The sequence below is a fragment of the Granulicella tundricola MP5ACTX9 genome (genome assembly GCF_000178975.2).
Lineage (GTDB): Bacteria > Acidobacteriota > Terriglobia > Terriglobales > Acidobacteriaceae > Edaphobacter > Edaphobacter tundricola.
The window spans coordinates 235,809-252,157 of the sequence record NC_015065.1; the positions used below are offsets into that span (position 1 = coordinate 235,809).

14 protein-coding genes and 1 riboswitch are annotated in these 16,349 nt (G+C 60.8%); of the genes, 12 read left to right on the forward strand and 2 right to left on the reverse strand.

Going from position 1 to position 16,349, the window contains the following annotated elements; genetic code table 11:
* Positions 1-9 precede the first annotated feature (9 nt).
* Both ACIX9_RS21180 and ACIX9_RS21185 read left to right on the forward strand, forming a co-directional pair.
* On the forward strand, positions 10-1,875 hold the full coding sequence (locus tag ACIX9_RS21180) for a S9 family peptidase (RefSeq protein WP_013582236.1): 1,866 nt from the start codon (positions 10-12) through the stop codon (positions 1,873-1,875).
* 199 nt (positions 1,876-2,074) lie between these two features.
* Complete coding sequence (locus tag ACIX9_RS21185) at positions 2,075-2,833, forward strand: Crp/Fnr family transcriptional regulator (protein ID WP_049789478.1); 759 nt, start codon at positions 2,075-2,077, stop codon at positions 2,831-2,833.
* An 8-nt stretch (positions 2,834-2,841) separates the two neighbouring features.
* On the opposite strand, the gene ACIX9_RS21190 is transcribed toward ACIX9_RS21185, so the two are convergent.
* Positions 2,842-3,459 carry a Crp/Fnr family transcriptional regulator gene (locus ACIX9_RS21190; protein WP_013582238.1) on the reverse strand — a complete coding sequence of 206 codons (618 nt, stop codon included), beginning with the start codon at positions 3,457-3,459 and terminating at the stop codon, positions 2,842-2,844.
* Positions 3,460-3,750: 291 nt separating this feature from the next.
* Positions 3,751-3,940, forward strand: a riboswitch (cobalamin riboswitch).
* Positions 3,941-4,059: 119 nt separating this feature from the next.
* Here ACIX9_RS21190 and cobG point away from each other — a divergent pair.
* The 8 genes from cobG (at position 4,060) to cobF (ending at position 11,540) form a co-directional block, all read left to right on the forward strand.
* A complete protein-coding gene (gene cobG / locus ACIX9_RS21195) occupies positions 4,060-5,325 on the forward strand; it encodes a precorrin-3B synthase (RefSeq protein ID WP_013582239.1) in 1,266 nt (421 codons plus the stop codon).
* Entirely contained in the window at positions 5,322-5,945 is a 624-nt protein-coding gene (locus ACIX9_RS21200) for a precorrin-8X methylmutase (protein WP_013582240.1), read from the forward strand. The genes cobG and ACIX9_RS21200 overlap by 4 nt, the downstream gene beginning before the upstream one ends.
* Positions 5,942-7,465: a precorrin-2 C(20)-methyltransferase gene (locus ACIX9_RS21205; RefSeq protein ID WP_013582241.1), complete on the forward strand. Its 1,524-nt coding sequence runs from the start codon at positions 5,942-5,944 to the stop codon at positions 7,463-7,465. The genes ACIX9_RS21200 and ACIX9_RS21205 overlap by 4 nt, the downstream gene beginning before the upstream one ends.
* Positions 7,462-8,685, forward strand: a complete 1,224-nt coding sequence (locus ACIX9_RS21210) for a bifunctional cobalt-precorrin-7 (C(5))-methyltransferase/cobalt-precorrin-6B (C(15))-methyltransferase (protein ID WP_013582242.1) — start codon at positions 7,462-7,464, stop codon at positions 8,683-8,685. The genes ACIX9_RS21205 and ACIX9_RS21210 overlap by 4 nt, the downstream gene beginning before the upstream one ends.
* Positions 8,682-9,062 carry a cobalamin biosynthesis protein gene (locus ACIX9_RS21215; RefSeq protein ID WP_013582243.1) on the forward strand — a complete coding sequence of 127 codons (381 nt, stop codon included), beginning with the start codon at positions 8,682-8,684 and terminating at the stop codon, positions 9,060-9,062. The genes ACIX9_RS21210 and ACIX9_RS21215 overlap by 4 nt, the downstream gene beginning before the upstream one ends.
* On the forward strand, positions 9,059-9,808 hold the full coding sequence (cobM, locus tag ACIX9_RS21220) for a precorrin-4 C(11)-methyltransferase (RefSeq protein WP_013582244.1): 750 nt from the start codon (positions 9,059-9,061) through the stop codon (positions 9,806-9,808). The genes ACIX9_RS21215 and cobM overlap by 4 nt, the downstream gene beginning before the upstream one ends.
* An 85-nt stretch (positions 9,809-9,893) precedes the next feature.
* On the forward strand, positions 9,894-10,670 hold the full coding sequence (locus ACIX9_RS21225; RefSeq protein ID WP_013582245.1) for a cobalt-precorrin-6A reductase: 777 nt from the start codon (positions 9,894-9,896) through the stop codon (positions 10,668-10,670).
* Between the two features lie 108 nt (positions 10,671-10,778).
* Positions 10,779-11,540 carry a precorrin-6A synthase (deacetylating) gene (cobF, locus tag ACIX9_RS21230; protein WP_013582246.1) on the forward strand — a complete coding sequence of 254 codons (762 nt, stop codon included), beginning with the start codon at positions 10,779-10,781 and terminating at the stop codon, positions 11,538-11,540.
* On the opposite strand, the gene ACIX9_RS21235 is transcribed toward cobF, so the two are convergent.
* Positions 11,533-12,735 (reverse strand): NAD(P)-binding domain-containing protein, encoded by a 1,203-nt coding sequence (locus ACIX9_RS21235; RefSeq protein ID WP_013582247.1) that lies wholly within the window; start codon positions 12,733-12,735, stop codon positions 11,533-11,535. The genes cobF and ACIX9_RS21235 overlap by 8 nt on opposite strands.
* A 93-nt stretch (positions 12,736-12,828) precedes the next feature.
* Here ACIX9_RS21235 and ACIX9_RS21240 point away from each other — a divergent pair, with 93 nt between their 5' ends.
* Together ACIX9_RS21240 and ACIX9_RS21245 are read left to right on the forward strand one after the other, a co-directional pair.
* On the forward strand, positions 12,829-14,085 hold the full coding sequence (locus tag ACIX9_RS21240) for an ATP-binding protein (RefSeq protein ID WP_013582248.1): 1,257 nt from the start codon (positions 12,829-12,831) through the stop codon (positions 14,083-14,085).
* A gap of 195 nt (positions 14,086-14,280) precedes the next feature.
* On the forward strand, positions 14,281-16,347 hold the full coding sequence (locus ACIX9_RS21245) for a GumC family protein (RefSeq protein ID WP_013582249.1): 2,067 nt from the start codon (positions 14,281-14,283) through the stop codon (positions 16,345-16,347).
* The last annotated feature ends 2 nt before the right edge of the window (positions 16,348-16,349 follow it).

The following is a 16,349-nucleotide window of genomic DNA, read 5'->3' on the forward strand; positions in this document are numbered from 1 at the left end:
AGGAAAAGTATGCGCCGCTTTCGCCTGTTATCGCTTGGAGTCGCACTCACGCTTTTCGCTACTCCACATGGAGGCTTCTCACAGGAGCGAGTCGCACTCACTTTGCAGGATCTCCTCTCGGTGGACGCCCAGGTAGACGCAGCCATCTCACTCGACGGCAAGACCCTCGCCTTCGGCCGCGCTGGCCAGATCGTCCTCATGCCCGCATCTGGCGGTTGGCCGGAGACCTTGACCAGCACCCAGGGCGGCAAGAACGGCCTCGCTTGGTCGCCTGATGGCAGGTCGATCGCCTACGCCAGCAACGGCAACATCTGGCTCGTCAGCGTCTCAGGCGGAGCCCCAAAGCGTCTCACTAACGCGCCCGCAGGCGGAGGAGATCCGAGGCAATCAGCCGACCGCGCCCCCTCCTGGTCCCCCGACGGCAGATGGATCCTCTTTGAAAGCGGCCGGCGCGGCGTCAACAGCATCATGGTCGTTAGTCCAGACGGCGCAGTCACCAGCTTCCTGACCCCCCCGCGCCTGGAAGCGACGAGTGCCAAATTCTCCCCAAAGGGCGATCAGATCGTCTACACCACTCGCGCCAGGGACTACTTCAGCGGCCGACTTGAAACCCTCCGCTTCGACACACAATCCGGCCAGCCAGCAGGCAAGCCCACCATCCTTTACACCGCGCCCGTAGACCGTGGCGGCGGATGGTCCATCCGCGGTGCGGACTGGTCTCCAGACGGCAAGACCCTCGTCACCGTCCTCCAGAACTCAGGCTGGGAGCACATCTACACCTTACCCGCATCCGGCGGAGCGCCCAGGCAGATTACAGACGGCCAGTTTGAAGATACCGACCCCATCTACTCGCCCGACGGCAAACACATCGCTTTCATCTCGAGCAGAGGCTTGCTGGAAGCTCGCAACGTCTTCATCATGCTCGCCACCGGCGGCGAGCCCACACAACTCGCCAAATTCGAAGTTCCCGGCATGGTCTCGCAGGTGCAGTGGTCGCCGGACAGCCGTAAGCTCTACTTCAATCATCTCTCCCCTGTCGAAACCAGCAATCTACTCGTGCAGGACCTCGGTTCAACCTCCGCGCCCTCCTACCTGACGCACACTACACCCGTGAACTTCAAGGCAGCCGCACGCGTACCGGAGCGAGTCACCTGGAAGGGCCTCGACGGCAAGGAGATCGTCGGAATGCTCTACACCCCCGTGGCTCCAAAGCCCGGCATCCCCCCAAAGTATCCCGCCCTCCTCTGGATTCACGGCGGCCCGGAGGCGCAGGACGGTTATAAATTCGATGCGTGGGCCCAATACCTCACACAGCAGGGATACGTCGTCCTGGAACCCAACTACCGTGGCAGCACAGGCTACGGTGAGGTCTTCCGCAACCTGAACGTGGAAGACTCAAATGGCGGTGAGATCGACGACGTCGCACAAGGCGCAAAGTACCTCATCGATCGTGGTCTCGTTGATCCAAAGCGTATCGCCATCGGCGGTGGCAGCCATGGTGGAACCATGACGGGTTACGCCGTCGTCCGCTACCCTCAACTCTTCGCCGCCGCCATGGAACTCTTCGGCGTACTGGACCGTGAACTCTTCGTCTACCGCACCAATCCCAGTTCCTCCGTGCGCTGGATGATGAAGATGGGCGGCACGCCAGAGGAGAAGCCGGAGGTCTACAAGAAAGCGAACGTCCTACTCTCCGTCGATAAGGTTCAGGCCCCCATCCTGATTCTTCACGGCGAAAACGACCCGCAGGTCCCTCCCATTGAATCAGCCGAGTTTGCCAAGGCTCTGAAGGCAAATCATAAGACCCACTTCTACTTCACCTATCCCGGCGAATTACATGGCTTCTCGCAGCCCGCTCACCGGCTCGACGCATAGGAGAAAGAACTGGCCTTCCTGGAGCGTTATATCAACCCAAAGTACGGGACAGTGACGACATCCACAGACGAGGTAGCATTCCCAGGCAAGGAGGCAAACGCTCACAATTAGATCGATTATGATGTCCGCATCAACCGGAGAAACAGGCTTGATCTAAATCAATGAAGATCTTGGACTTCTTGTGGAACAGTCTCACAATATGAGTGACCGACTGAAAACCACTGATGCGAAACATAAGATCCAACAAACGATCTTCCCCATCGCTCCTAGCCCTCAGTTCCGTTTAGTAGCTGAAGGTCCAGGCAAGGTCACCATGCTTTACCCAAAGGGCAGCCGCATCTTCTCCCAGGGCGATCTTGCAAGTCATGTCTATTTCATTCGAGACGGCAGCGTAAAGCTTTCCGCATTCACTGCTGAAGGGAAGGAAGCCACTCTGGCTCTTCTCCATACCAATGATTTTCTGGGCGAAGAGTGTATCTCCGGCGAGAATAAACTCAGATCGACCAGCGCCATCGCAGGAAGGAATTCTTTACTGGTTCGGATCAAGAAATCTAACATGGTCCAGAGCTTACGCGATCACCCCGATTTCATGATGGAGTTCTTCCTGTACCTTCTCGAAAAGACTAGTGGAATGCAGGAAAACCTTACAAATCTCCTCTGTCATCGCAGCGAGCAGAGACTGGCTCGCACTCTGATCCTGCTCGCTGAAGCGACGGACAGTGCGGCATCTGAAACGCTGCTTCCGGAGATAAGTCAGGAAGATCTTGCCGCCATGGTTGGATGTACCCGATCCCGTGCGAACAGGCTTCTCAATCAATTCAGGAAGAAAGGCTTGATTGACTACGGCCACCGGATCACAATAAATAAAAAGCTGTTGCAATCTGTGCTGAAGTCCGTGCCATCCCGTGCTGTCAATTCGCATGCGCTAATCGCAGGCGGCAAGTTGATCTGGGAATGAACCTCGACTTATGGATCTGATCGTCGTCTCTTCTTCAGGCGGCTCAGATGTTCCGGCGTAATCGAGAGCAGTCTTGCGGCCTCGCTTTGTCTCAGGATGAGAGTTGGGTCGACCGTCTGCCACACAGACTTCGTTCGCTCATCCTGCAGGGATTTCAGCCGTTCCGTCGCACTGCTGCCGTTCAGGATGCTGTGCTGTTGCATCGTCAGAAGCTCCCGGCATTGCGACGTCATAAAGTGTTGTTGAAGAGCCGGACGTTGATTTAATTCAACACAGAATTGAACCGGCGAAAAGCAGGAGAGGAGGCACTCTGTCTGTGTCTCCATCGTGCACAGGCTGGGCAGGTTCAGCACTGCCAGAACTCCGCCGGCCCACCAGCCCTCTGATCGGAGTCCCAGCAGGATTTCATCCCCCTTCGGATTGGTGAAGCTCAACCGTACGACGCCGGATCGCACCAGCATCACTTGCCTGGGGTGCTCGCCTTGCTCCACCAGCACGCTGCCAGCCGGATAGCTTCGGGGCTCTGATATCCCGGCAAGCTCGGCTGTCGCAGGATCGACGGCAGGGGAGAAGGCCGGGACCACACGGTCGGATGAGCCTTTGCGCTCAACGAATCTGCCTGGCATGTGTGCTGCTCCGTAATGCCTGGAATGAAACGAACGAACCCGTAAATAGAGACATAGCCCGGACGAAACAGACTGCCGTCAAGCCGGTAAGGACAATAAGGTGCTGCCAGATTGCGCTCATCCTAGCTCATCGACCCGCCCCTTTGATGTCTGCTACCCGACCTAATAGACAACTAGAAGGCGAAATCAGACTTAGCCCGGAGTGTCTCTGCAGGCCTCCACATCCGCCTCCAATAAGGCTTTCCACGCTCTCATAGCGCCCTCTCCATTGATTGCGACATTTTTCTGACCTATACTGACCTTGCTCCCGGTGTCTGCTCGTTCAGCAGACGAAGAGGGAATCCGGTGAGAATCCGGAACTGCCCCGCAGCGGTGACAGGAACGAACGCTCCGAACATGCACTGGTTCAGCCATGAACCGGGAAGCTGGAGCAAGTAGGCAGCCTGCAAGTCCGAAGACCTGCCGAGAGTCGTGTTCAGATGAACATGTAGACACACGCCTACGAGGAGAGGGCGGTTGTGGCGGTCTCCTGCCGCTTCCCGTCCCTATTTGCAGACCGTCCAGTCGATGATCCAGTCAACGATTCAGGAGCCCCGCACGATGAGACTCGGAGAAAACTTCTGCCCCGGCATCCTCCACGCCGTGCCGGCAAAAGACGGCCAGCTGATCCGCATCCGCGTTCCTGGAGGCCTCATCTCTGCCGCCCAACTCGCCGCCGTGGCTTCTCTCGCGGCCTCCCACGCCAACGGAGAGATTGAGCTCACCTCCCGCTCCAACCTCCAACTCCGCGCCATTCAACCATCCAGCCTCCCGTATATCGTCACTACGCTCACGGAAGCGGGCCTCCTGCCCTCCAGCGCTCACGATCGCGTCCGCAACCTTGTCACCAGCCCCTTCGCCGGCATCGACCCCGCTGCGTCCCTCGACACCCGCCCCCTCATCCGCGCCCTCGACCAGCGCCTCATCGCCAACGATCTTTTCCTGCAGCTTCACCCCAAGTTCACCTTCGGCATCGAAGCCAACCCCACCCGCTTCACCTATGAGGTCGAAGACCTCGGCCTCCAGGCCTTCGATAGCACCCATCGCCTCAGCCTCTCGCTCGCCGGCAAAGACACCGGCTGCTCCGTCGCCCCGGAAGACGCCGTAGTCTGCCTGCTGACCGCCGCTGAAGCCTGCATCGACCTCGCAAAGCAGCACAACGTCCCCGTCCGCACCAAACGCCTCACCGCAATTCCCGGAGTCCTCGAGACCCTCCTCAAAACCTTATCCCCCCTCCTCGAACCCACGACGAACCCGGCTCGCGGTCCCGATGTTCGACGAGACGTCATCGGCCCCCACCCCGCCCTCACCCCCGGCCACCTCAATCTAGTCCCCTCCATCCCCCTCGGCCACCTAACCGCATCTCAAGCCACCAACATCGCAACCCTCGCAACCCAACACAACGCAGACCTACACCTCGCCCCCTGGCGCGGCATCGTCCTCGGTAACCTCACCCCCAAGGCCGCCGCCCTCATCGCTCCCCAACTAGCCGCCCTAGGCCTCCCTCTCGACGCAACCAACGGCTTTGAAGGCATAGCCGCCTGCGCCGGCATCAGTCGCTGCGATGCCTCCCTCGCAGACGTTCGCGCCGACGCCGCCCGACTCGCTACTTACCTTGCTACCCGCCCCCACATCCCCGGCTGGACCATCCACCTCTCCGGCTGCGAGAAGCAATGCGCCCTCCGCCACTCCGCCTCCGCCGCCCTTATCGCCACCCCCGCCGGCTACACTCTCCGCCTCCCCAACCATCCCGAAGCCCACTCCCTGCCCTCCGCCGCAGCCATCGCCTCCATCCTCCAGTCCCACACCGAGGCACTCGCTTCATGACCTACATCAAAGACGGCGCAGCCATCTACAAAGAATCCTTCGCCATCATCCGCCGCGAAGCCGACCTCTCCGCCTTCCCGCCCAATCTCTCGCGCGTCGTCGTCCGCATGATCCACGCCTGCGGCCAGACCGATCTCCCCGCACTCGTCCAGGCCTCCCCAGACGCCGCGCGCGCAGGCATCGACGCCCTGGCCGCCGGAGCTCCCATCCTCTGCGACGCCCACATGGTCGCCAACGGAGTCACCCGCACCCGCCTCCCCGCCCAAAACGAAGTCCTCTGCACCCTCCGCGACCCCCGCACCCCCGACCTAGCCGCCCAGCTCCAGACCACCTGCAGCGCCGCCGCACTCGAGCTCTGGCGCGACCACCTCGCAGGCTCAGTCGTCGTCATAGGCAACGCCCCCACAGCCCTCTTCCACCTCCTGGAGATGCTTGCCCACGGCGCACCCCACCCCGCCCTCATCATCGGCATCCCCGTAGGCTTCGTAGGCGCGGCAGAATCCAAGCAAGCCCTCGCCGACAGCACCCTCAACATCCCATTCCTCACCGTCCACGGCCGGCGCGGCGGCAGCGCCATCGCCGCCGCAGCCGTCAACGCCCTCGCAAGCGAGCAAGAATGACCGAAGCATCCCAACCCGGCAAGCTCTACGGCGTAGGCCTCGGCCCCGGCGACCCCGAACTCATCACACTCAAAGCCCTCCGCGTCATCCGCAGCGCCCACGTCGTCGCCTACCCCGTCGCACGCCACGGCCGCAGCAACGCCCGCCTCATCGTCGAAGGCGAGCTCATCCACAACCAGATCGAACTCCCCATGACCTACCCCCTCACCACCGAGGAGTCCGATCACCCCGGCGGCTATGAAGCCGCCATCGCCGAGTTCTACGACGCCACCGCCACCCAGATCGCCACCCACCTTGAAGCCGGCCGCGACGTCGCCATCCTCTGTGAGGGCGACCCCTTCTTCTACGGCTCCTACATGTACCTCCACGATCGCCTAGCCCCCCGCTTCTCCACCACGGTCATCCCCGGCATCCCCTCCGTCATGGGCGCCGCGGCCCAGCTCGGCACCCCCCTCGTCCGTCGCGACACCGAACTCACCATCCTTCCCGGCACCCTCCCCGAAGACACCCTCGCCGCCCGTCTCGCCGCCCCCGGCGCCTACGCCATCATGAAGCTCGGCCGCAACTTCGCCAAGGTGAAATCAGCCCTGCACCGAGCCGGCGTCGCCCACCGAGCCCTCTTCATCGAACGCGCCACCATGGCCGCCGAGCGCATCCTCCCCCTCGACGAAGTCGACCCCACCAGCGTCCCTTACTTCTCCCTCATCCTGGTCCCAGACACCACCCAACCCCAGCGCATGGAGACCGCAACGAGTCCCGGCTGGATCGCCGTAGTAGGCCTGGGCCCCGGAGCCGACCACTGGCTCACACCCGAAGCCCGCCAGACCCTGGAAGAAGCCACCGACCTGGTCGGCTATCACACCTACCTCAACCGCGTCCCCATCCGCTCCGGCCAGCGCCGCTTCGGCTCAGACAACAAGGTCGAGGCCGACCGCGCCCGCCACGCCCTCACCCTCGCCGCCGCCGGCCATCGCGTCTGCGTCGTCTCCTCGGGCGACCCAGGCATCTTCGCCATGGCCTCCGCAGTCCTTGAAGTCGTCGATCAAGGCCCGCAGGAGTGGCGCACTCTAGACATCCGCATCCTCCCCGGCCTCTCCGCCATGCAGGCCGCGGCCTCCCGTGTCGGCGCGCCCCTCGGCCACGACTTCTGCGTCATCTCCTTGTCCGACCGCCTCAAGCCGTGGGAGATCATCATCAAGCGCCTTGAAGCTGCAGCCTCCGCCGACTTTGCCCTCGCCTTCTACAACCCCATCTCGCAGGACCGCCTCTGGCAGCTCGCCGCCGCCCGCGACATCGTCGCAAAACACCGCGCCCCTGAAACCCCCGTCGTCCTCGCCCGAGCCGTAGGCCGCCCGGACGAGCGCATCACCATCACCGATCTAGCCCACTTCGACCCCGCCCTCGCCGACATGCAGACCATCATCCTCATCGGCTCCTCCACCACCCGCACCATCACGATGAGCGAGGGCCGCCAACTCATCTACACCTCCCGCAGCTACCCCGGAGCAGCCACCAGGTGAAGACCCCTTGGCTCAAGATCGTCGGCATAGGAGAAGACGGCTGGGAGGCCCTCACTCCCGCCGCACGCAGCGCCATCGCGCAGGCCGCCATCCTCTACGGAGGCACCCGCCACCTCGCCCACATCCCTCCCGAAGCCACCGCCGCAACCCGCACCCCATGGCCCTCCCCCATGGCCGAAGCTATCGAGAAGATCCTCACCCAGCATCGCAACCAACAGCAAATCGCAGTCCTCGCCAGCGGCGACCCGATGCTCTACGGCGTAGGCGTAACCCTTACTCGCAGCCTGTCCCCTGATGAATTTGTAGTCATCCCAGGCGTCTCCGCCTTCGCGTTAGCCTGCGCCCGTCTCGGCTGGCCCGCCGCGGAGATCACCCTCATCTCCCTCGTAGCCCGCCCGCTCGAGCAGCTTCACCGCGCCCTCGCTCCCAACCAGCGCCTCATCCTCTACTCCGAAGACGGAACCACCCCCGCCAAAGCCGCTGCCTTCTTCACCGCAGCCGGCTACGGCCCCAGCCTCTTCCACGTCTTTGAAAACCTCGGCGGCCCAACCGAACATCGTACCTCAGCCCCAGCATCAGCCTTCCCAACGGAACCCTTCGGCAATCTCAACCTCATAGCAGTCCAGTGCGAACCGGCCCCCGACACTCAACTCCTGTCCCTGGTCCCCGGCCTCCCCAACGAAGCCTTCCAGACCGACGGCCAGCTCACTAAGCGAGAGGTCCGCGCCGCCACCCTCGCACGCCTCGCCCCGCTCCCCGGCCAGCACCTCTGGGACGTCGGCGCAGGCACCGGCACCATCGCCGTCGAGTGGCTACGCACCCACCCCACCAACACCGCCATAGCCTTTGAAGAAAAACACACGCGAGCCGCCAACATCCGCGCCAACGCCGCCCATCTCGGCACCCCATCCCTCCAGACAATCGAAGGCCAGGCCCCCGCCACCTTCGCCACCCAGACCCAATCCCCGGACGCCATCTTCATCGGTGGCGGACTCACCATACCCGGCCTCTTTGAAGCCTGCTGGCACCATCTCCGCCCCGGCGGCCGCCTCGTAGCCAACGCCGTCACCCTTGAATCCGAAGCCCTCCTCATCACACTCCAAGCCCGGCACGGCGGCGACCTCACCCGCCTCCAGATCGCCCACGCCGAACCCCTCGGCCCCACCCAAATCTGGCGTCAGGGAATGCCGATTACCCAATGGACGGCCACCAAGCCATGACCCCAACCCAATCCATCGGCATAGGCTGCTCCTCCAACGCCACCCCGGAAGACATTCTTACCCTTATCCACGCAAGCATCCCCACCATCTTCCCGGCCACAATCCTGGCCACGATAAACCGCCGCGCCGAGATCGCACGCACGGTAGCCGAAGCCCTTGGCATCAACCTCCTTCTCTACCCTGCCGAAGTCCTGGCAAAGATCCCCAGCACCCTCACCACCTCGCAAGCCTCCCTAGCCCACACCGGCACTCCAAGCATCGCCGAAGCCGCCGCCCTCGCAGCCCTCGGCCCCCTAGCTCACATCACCCTCCCACGCCAGACCGGCCACCTCTGCACCTGCGCCGTAGCCACAATCCCAAGCTTGGAGTCCTTATGACAGTCCACTTCATCGGCGCAGGCCCCGGAGCCCCGGACCTCCTCACTTTGCGCGGACGCGATCTCATCGCCGCCTCCCCCGTCTGCCTCTACGCCGGCTCACTCGTCCCCAAAGAGATCCTCACCCACTGCCCGTCCAACGCCCACATCGTAGACACCGCGGACCTCACCCTCGACCAGATCATCGCCGAAATCGCCGCCGCCCACGCCGCCAACCTGGACGTAGCCCGCATCCACTCCGGCGATCTCTCCATCTGGAGCACCCTCGCCGAGCAGACCCGCCGCCTCCGCGCCCTCAACATCCCCTTTGACGTCACCCCCGGCGTCCCTTCCTTCGCCGCAGGCGCCGCAGCCCTTAGCCAGGAGCTCACCCTCCCCCACGTCGCCCAGACCATCATCCTCACCCGCACCTCCACCCGCTCCACCCCCATGCCCCCCGGGGAAGACCTCGCCACCCTCGGCCGCTCCGGCGCAACCCTCGCCATCCATCTCTCAATCCAGAACATGGACCAGGTCACCGGACAGCTTCTCCCCCTTTACGGCCCGGACTGCCCCGCTGTCGTCGTCTTCCGAGCCAGTTGGCCGGACGAACAGATCCTCCGCGGCACCCTCGCCACCATCCAGCAGCAGGTCCAGGACTCCGGCATAGACCGCAACGCCCTCATCCTCATAGGCAAGTCTTTGGGCCAGCCCGGCTTCGGCGAATCCTACCTCTACTCCACCACCCGCGACCGCACCGAGCCCTGACGACACCGGAAATGATCGTCATTCTGAGCGCAGCGAAGAACCCCCGTATTGGCTTTTGCCGTTGCTTGTTCTCCTCAACACAAACATGAATTCTGTCTCAAATACGCGACGCCCAGCCGTCCTCCTCCTCGGCGGCACCAGCGAAGCCGGGGCCATAGCCTCCCATCTGGCCACACACCCAGACCTCAAGCTTATCTCCTCCCTCGCAGGCCGCGTCGCCCACCCAAAGCTCCCCACCGGTCAGACCCGGATCGGAGGCTTTGGCGGAGTCGAAGGTCTCATCACTTATCTACAACAGGAAAAGATACAAATCGTCATCGACGCCACGCACCCCTTCGCAGCCAACATCAGCCGCAACGCCGCCGCAGCCTGCCAACGCCTGGGTATCCCCCTCATCTCCTACGTGCGCCCTCCATGGACCCCACAGCAGGGCGACCACTGGCAAGACGTCCCAGACCTCGAAGCAGCCGCAGCACTCACCCGGAGCTACCACCGCATCTTCCTCGCCATAGGCCGCCAGGAACTGGCCCCCTTCGCCACCTGCATCCATCCATGGTTCCTGATCCGAACCATCGACCAACCAGACGTCCCCCTGCCCCCGAACGCAAAACTCATCCTGGCCCGAGGTCCCTTCCACCTCGCCGATGAACTCCGACTCCTGAAAGCTCACGCCATAGACTGCATCATCAGCAAAAACAGCGGAGGCCCAGCCACCTACGACAAACTCGAAGCCGCCCGCATCCTCGGCCTCCCCGTCATCATGGTCGATCGCCCCACACCCCCCACAAACAACGTACACACCATAGAAGCCGTCCTCTCCCAAATATCCACAGAGTTGGGTCGACTGATAACCAAGTACTAACCGTCTTTATAAAAACCGTCATTCTGGCGAAGCCAGAACCTCCGTATTTGCTTCGGTCGTTGCCTGTTCTCCTCCGTACCATCGTGAAGCCCCGAAAGGACCCCCCTCATGAGACACCTCTTCATCATCGGCATCGGCGCAGGCCATCCCGACTACATCACCATCCAGGCCGTCAAAGCCCTCAACCTCGTCGATATCTTCTTCTTCATGAACAAGGGAGACTCCAAGGACGAACTCGTCCGCCTCAGAAAGGACATCTGCGAGCGCTACATCGAGCACCACCCCTACCGCATCGTGGAATCCGTAGACCCCATCCGCGACGAGTCCATCCCCGACTACAAGACCCGCGTCCAGCAATGGCACCTCGAGCGCGTCCAGATCTACGAAGACCTCATCGCCAACGAACTCAGCGAAGACGCCACCGGAGCCTTCCTCATCTGGGGTGACCCCAGCCTCTACGACAGCACCCTCCGCATCATCGACCAGATCGTCGCACGCGCCAACGTCCCCTTCACCTACGACGTCATCCCCGGCATCACCAGCCCCCAGGCCCTCGCCGCCCGCCACCGCATCCCCCTCCACGACATCGGTGAATCCATCCTCATCACCACCGGCCGCCACCTCGCCTCAGGCAAACCCATCGAACCCGAAAACATTCTCGTCATGCTCGACGGCCACGCAGCCTACAAAGACATCCCGGATCAGCAGACCCAGATCTATTGGGGTGCCTACCTCGGCATGGAGAACGAGATTCTCCTTTCAGGAACTCTGGAAGAGACCGCGCCAAAGATCGAAGCCGCACGCGCTGAAGCCCGCGAGCGCAACGGCTGGATCATGGATACCTACCTCCTCAGCAAACCTGCTAACTGAGGGCCTGGGTGATGGTGCGCGCCGCAAACGCCGACCCTGCTGCGAATCGCAACAAGGGTCCAAAGCTTGCTGCCGCGGGAAGCCCTACGAAGTAAAGGCCTGGTACAGAACTTTGCAATTCATGGTCTAACAGTGGTGATTTGTGGTTACATTCGATCTCTTTTAGGAGAGGCTCTAAAAATCTAAGCCGTTTCAAATCAACATGATACCCGGTCGCAGCCACAACCCGCCGCACATCGATCGTCTCCCGCCCGTCCGGACCTTCCAACTCTAGTTGCACACACTGCTCTACAGCCTTTGCGCTTGTTATCTGCCTCTGCAGCAACAACTTAGCTTTTCCTTCCACCCTGCTCCGCAGATGCCCTGCCGATGACGGCCCCAGGTGTTTTTGCACGATCTTCAGCCGCAGATCCACTGGAAGTCGATGAAAAGAAAGGGGCGCATGCTCCGCAAAAAACGAGCGCAACCCAGGCCCCAGCTTGGAAGTAGGATGCAGAACTCTTTCCACCAGGGAACGGCGGCCGCCTGTGGGACTGTCGTGAAATATGATCTTTGAACGGCGCGTGACGACCGTAACCTCTGCCCCTGCCTCACTTAGCAGCGCTGCGGTATGCATCGCGGAGGAGCCGGCGCCGATCACGGCGACACTCAAACCAGCGAATTCGCTGAACTCCGTGTGCTCGGATGAATGTGTAACCAGTTTGGAATGAAGCACTTTCAGCGGTTCGGGGAGGTAGGGGTAGTGCATCACACCAGTGGCGCAAATGACACCACATGCAACCACAAACTCACCATCTTCTACCACAACTTTGAAGCCTTTTTCATGACGCTCGACGCGGGTGACATGTCTGGGATCAAGCTGGGGGACGAACCTCTTCTGAAACTCCAGACCATACGCGACGAAGTCCTTCAGCGGCATAGGGAAATGCCGATCCACGTAGGGCAAACCCCGCTCTTTACAAAACTGACGGAAGGTAAAGGACCGATCCGATCCCGCAGACAGATTGGAGGCGAAGCCGTCCGATTTCATGGTCATGGCGGCAGGCATGTGTTCCCGCCACATCTGCATGGCTCCGCCAAAGATGCGAAAGGGAATGCAGGCTTCGGCCAGGTGAGCGGCGATCGAAAGCCCATAGGGGCCAGCGCCAACTACCACGACCGGAAGTTCGTCTACATCGTTGTGGTCAGACCGCATTGCTCACTCCGTTGCTATTGTAGAGATACTTTGATCCACCTGAGGTCTCCGCAAAGGTTGTAGTCACGCGGACGGAAGCGGTAAGCACGGCACATGAGTATAAAGATTCTTCTAGTCGCTTCCGAACGCTGGATCTCTACGGCCCGCCTGGCCATGGCCCTGATTGAGACGGGCTGCGAGGTGTATGCGGTCTGCCGCAATGACCATCCGCTTCTACTGATAAGTGGACTTGCACGACGTTATTCGTATCGGGATCTAAAGCCCTTGAAATCAATGATGAACGCGTTACGAGATGCTGCTCCCGATCTCGTGATCTGTTGCAATGAAGAGACCTTTCGTCTTGCTCACCGGATTCATCAGTTGGCTGTGACGAAGAATGATCGTGTTTTGAAGGAGCTTCTGGAACGATCCTTCGGTACACCTGAACACTACAGCATCGAACTTTCCCGTTTTGGGCTTATGACCTTGGCGACTGAAGAACAGATCGAGATTCCAGCCAGCCTGCAGGTCAATTCCCGCTTCGAGCTCGAGGTCGCAGAGGAGGAGCTGGGGTGGCCCCTGGTTCTGAAGAGCGATGGAAGCTTTGGGGGAAACGGCGTACGGATAGCCCGGGATGCGAGGCAGGCGTTGACTTTCTGGAGGCGCCTGAGGGGACCTGTCGGTCCGCTCCGGACCATGAATCGTGTTTTGATGAACAGACACCTCAAGCCGCTCTATGGCATGCTTCGGCTACAACGTCACACGGTTGTGGCGCAGAGGAATATTGTGGGTTCCGAAGCGACGCTTGCTGCCTCATGCTGGCGCGGCGAATTGCTGGCTTGCCATTGCATGGAAGTCGTCGAAAGTTGGAATGTTCGCGGGCCTTCGTCGGTTCTGCGCGTTATTGAGTCTGAGCCGATGCTTGCCGCGGCGAGGACGTTGATCCGGCGTCTTGGAATCTCCGGCTTCTGCGGCTTCGACTTTATCGTCGAGGCCACGACTGGTACACCATTCCTCATCGAGATGAACGTGCGTCCGACGCAAACAAGCCACTTGGCGCTCGGGCCCGGAAAGGATCTCATCGTATCGTTAGTCCGTACGGTTGAAGCGAATAAGAACAGGCAGGATCTGCCGACGGAAGACAGTGAGGCAGATACCGGTTGGCGCGCACAGGTGACTCATCAGGAGTTCATCGCGCTGTTCCCGCAAGAGTTGCAACGCGACCGAGAAAGCCAGTGGCTCAGGCTGGGCTTTCACGATATTCCTTTGAGTGAGCCCGCTCTGGTTAAGGCGGCCACGAGGGAACCGAAGAAATCCTGGTATGAATCGTTCAAGAGCAACCTTCCCGAGGCGATTCGGATACGACTTTAGTGGCAATCTGTAGTGCTTTCATCAGGAATATGCCTCATTCCTAAAGCAAAGTGCTAACGTAATACCGTACAGGCTCAGCAGATCTATATCTCTCTTCGGTTCGATGACGTTTCTGTCAATGAGTCTTCCGGACCTCTGTCCAGGCCAAACTTATAAAACGCCTTTTTCAAGGCAGTTGAGGACTTTAGCTTCGTGATGCAAAACGATTCCCGGCTCAGGCTGAGACAGATTCTGATGGAGGCGGTCTTCCGGCGCCAGCGCCTGTGGTGGACGGTCTTCGTAGGCATACTCGTGCTGACTGTGCTGGTCATCGTCTTTCTGCCGAAACGTTACGAGGCTACGGCAAAGCTGGTGGTCGCGAACCTGCGGACGCGGTCTACCCTGTCCGCTGGTCCGGTCAACCGCATTGTGACGACGGAAGACGTCAGCCAGACCCAGATCAACTCTGAGGTTGACCTGCTGAAGAGCCAGGCGGTTGTGCGCGCTGCCCTGGGCTTGCCCAACATCCCTGTGGGAGACCCCCGTCAACTCAAAGCGGAGCAAGAGACGGTCAAGCGTATTCAGGATCACCTGTCGATCGATCCTGTTCGAGATTCAAGCATCATCGATGTGCGGCTGATCGACAAGACTCCCGAGATGTCTGTGTTTCATCTCACCTCCATCCTGGAGTCTTATCTAAATCAGAGGAAGGTACTGACGCAGTCTGCGAATGCGGCTGACTTCTTCGACCGGCAGGCACAGCTCTTCAGCGGCGATCTGGCGAACGCGCGGGATGCGCTGACGAAGTTCGAAGAGGGCCATGAACTCGTCGATATGGACGAGCAAAAGAAACTTCAGATTGAGCGGGTTGCGGCGATCGAAGACCAGATTGCCGCTGCGAAGTCGAATGTTGCGAACCAGACCAGCCGCACCCGGAATCTGCTGCAACGACTGGCCAGTACTCCGGCTCGGACTGAGACCGTTCGGCGTTCGCTTACGAACCAGTACTCCCAGGAACGTTTGAATACGAACCTGGTGGAGTTGGTCAATCGCCGTGACGAACTGCTGCACCGTTATCCGCCGACCGATCGAGCGGTGCTTGCTCTCGATCAGAATATTGCCACGGCTCGCTCCGCGCTGGATGAAGCCGCGCTGCACCCTGCATCCGACAGCTCGACGGACGTCAATCCGATCTGGCAGCAGGTGACGACGTCACTGGTGACCAGCAGTGCCGAGGTCAGCGGATCATCCGCGGCGCAGAAGGAACTGGAGCGTCAGCATGGTGTGGCCGAGGGCCGGCTGCATGACCTTCAGCAATCGACCCAGGCCTACGACGTTCTGAAGCGCCGCTACCAGGAAGCGCAGACCGGTTACAACCTCTACGTGCAGAAGCGCGATGAGGCCCGTGTGGGAGAGGCGCTGGACAAGGATCAGTTGTTTGACGTCACTCTTGTGCAGCGTCCGATTACCTCGATTATCCCGGTTCGGCCGAAACCGCTGGCTTATGCAGTCGCGGGTCTTTTGATGGCGTTGATTCTGGCGTCTGTACTGGCGCTTTACGCTGACAGCTCAGACCTTCTGGTTTATACGCCGCAGCAACTGGATGCCGTGACGGGCGTTCGTACGTCCGGCACGTTGGCTGAGGAGATCAACGGATCTGAAGCGCCGGAGAATGCGATTGAGTTCCGACGGTTGCTGACCTCGCTGCGTTCTTCTTTGGTCCAGGGGACTGATGGAGCGCGTGGCAAGCGCATTGCAGTGACCTCCGCACGGCCTGGGGATGGCGGCAGCTACGTTTCGGAACATCTTGCACATGAGGCGTCCGCTCAGGTCAAGCTGCGAGTTGCCTTGCTGGATATGACACGCCTGCTTGAAGCGACGCGTTCCAATCATGCGGTCACGGTGGGATTACAGCGGGATGAGACAACTCTTTGCTGGGAGCTGGCGTTTCCGGGTTCGGCGGTTGCGGACTCCTCGCTGTTGATCCTTGGCCAGTTTGGGAAGCAGACCTTCTGGACCGATCTGGAACCGGCGCTGCAAAATGCCGATAAGCACTTCGACATGATCTTCCTGGACTGCCCAAGTCTGCGCGACTCTACGCTGGCGATCTATCTGGACGGGATCGTGGACGGATATGTTGCGGTGGTCGCGGCGGCTGCGGCGCGTAAGCGGCAGATCCGGCAGATGGTGTCATTCCTGCAACAGACCGAGACGCCTGTTCTGGGATATCTTCTGAACCGCCGGACGTACCCTATACCTCACTGGCTGTACAGGGTTCTTTAGAA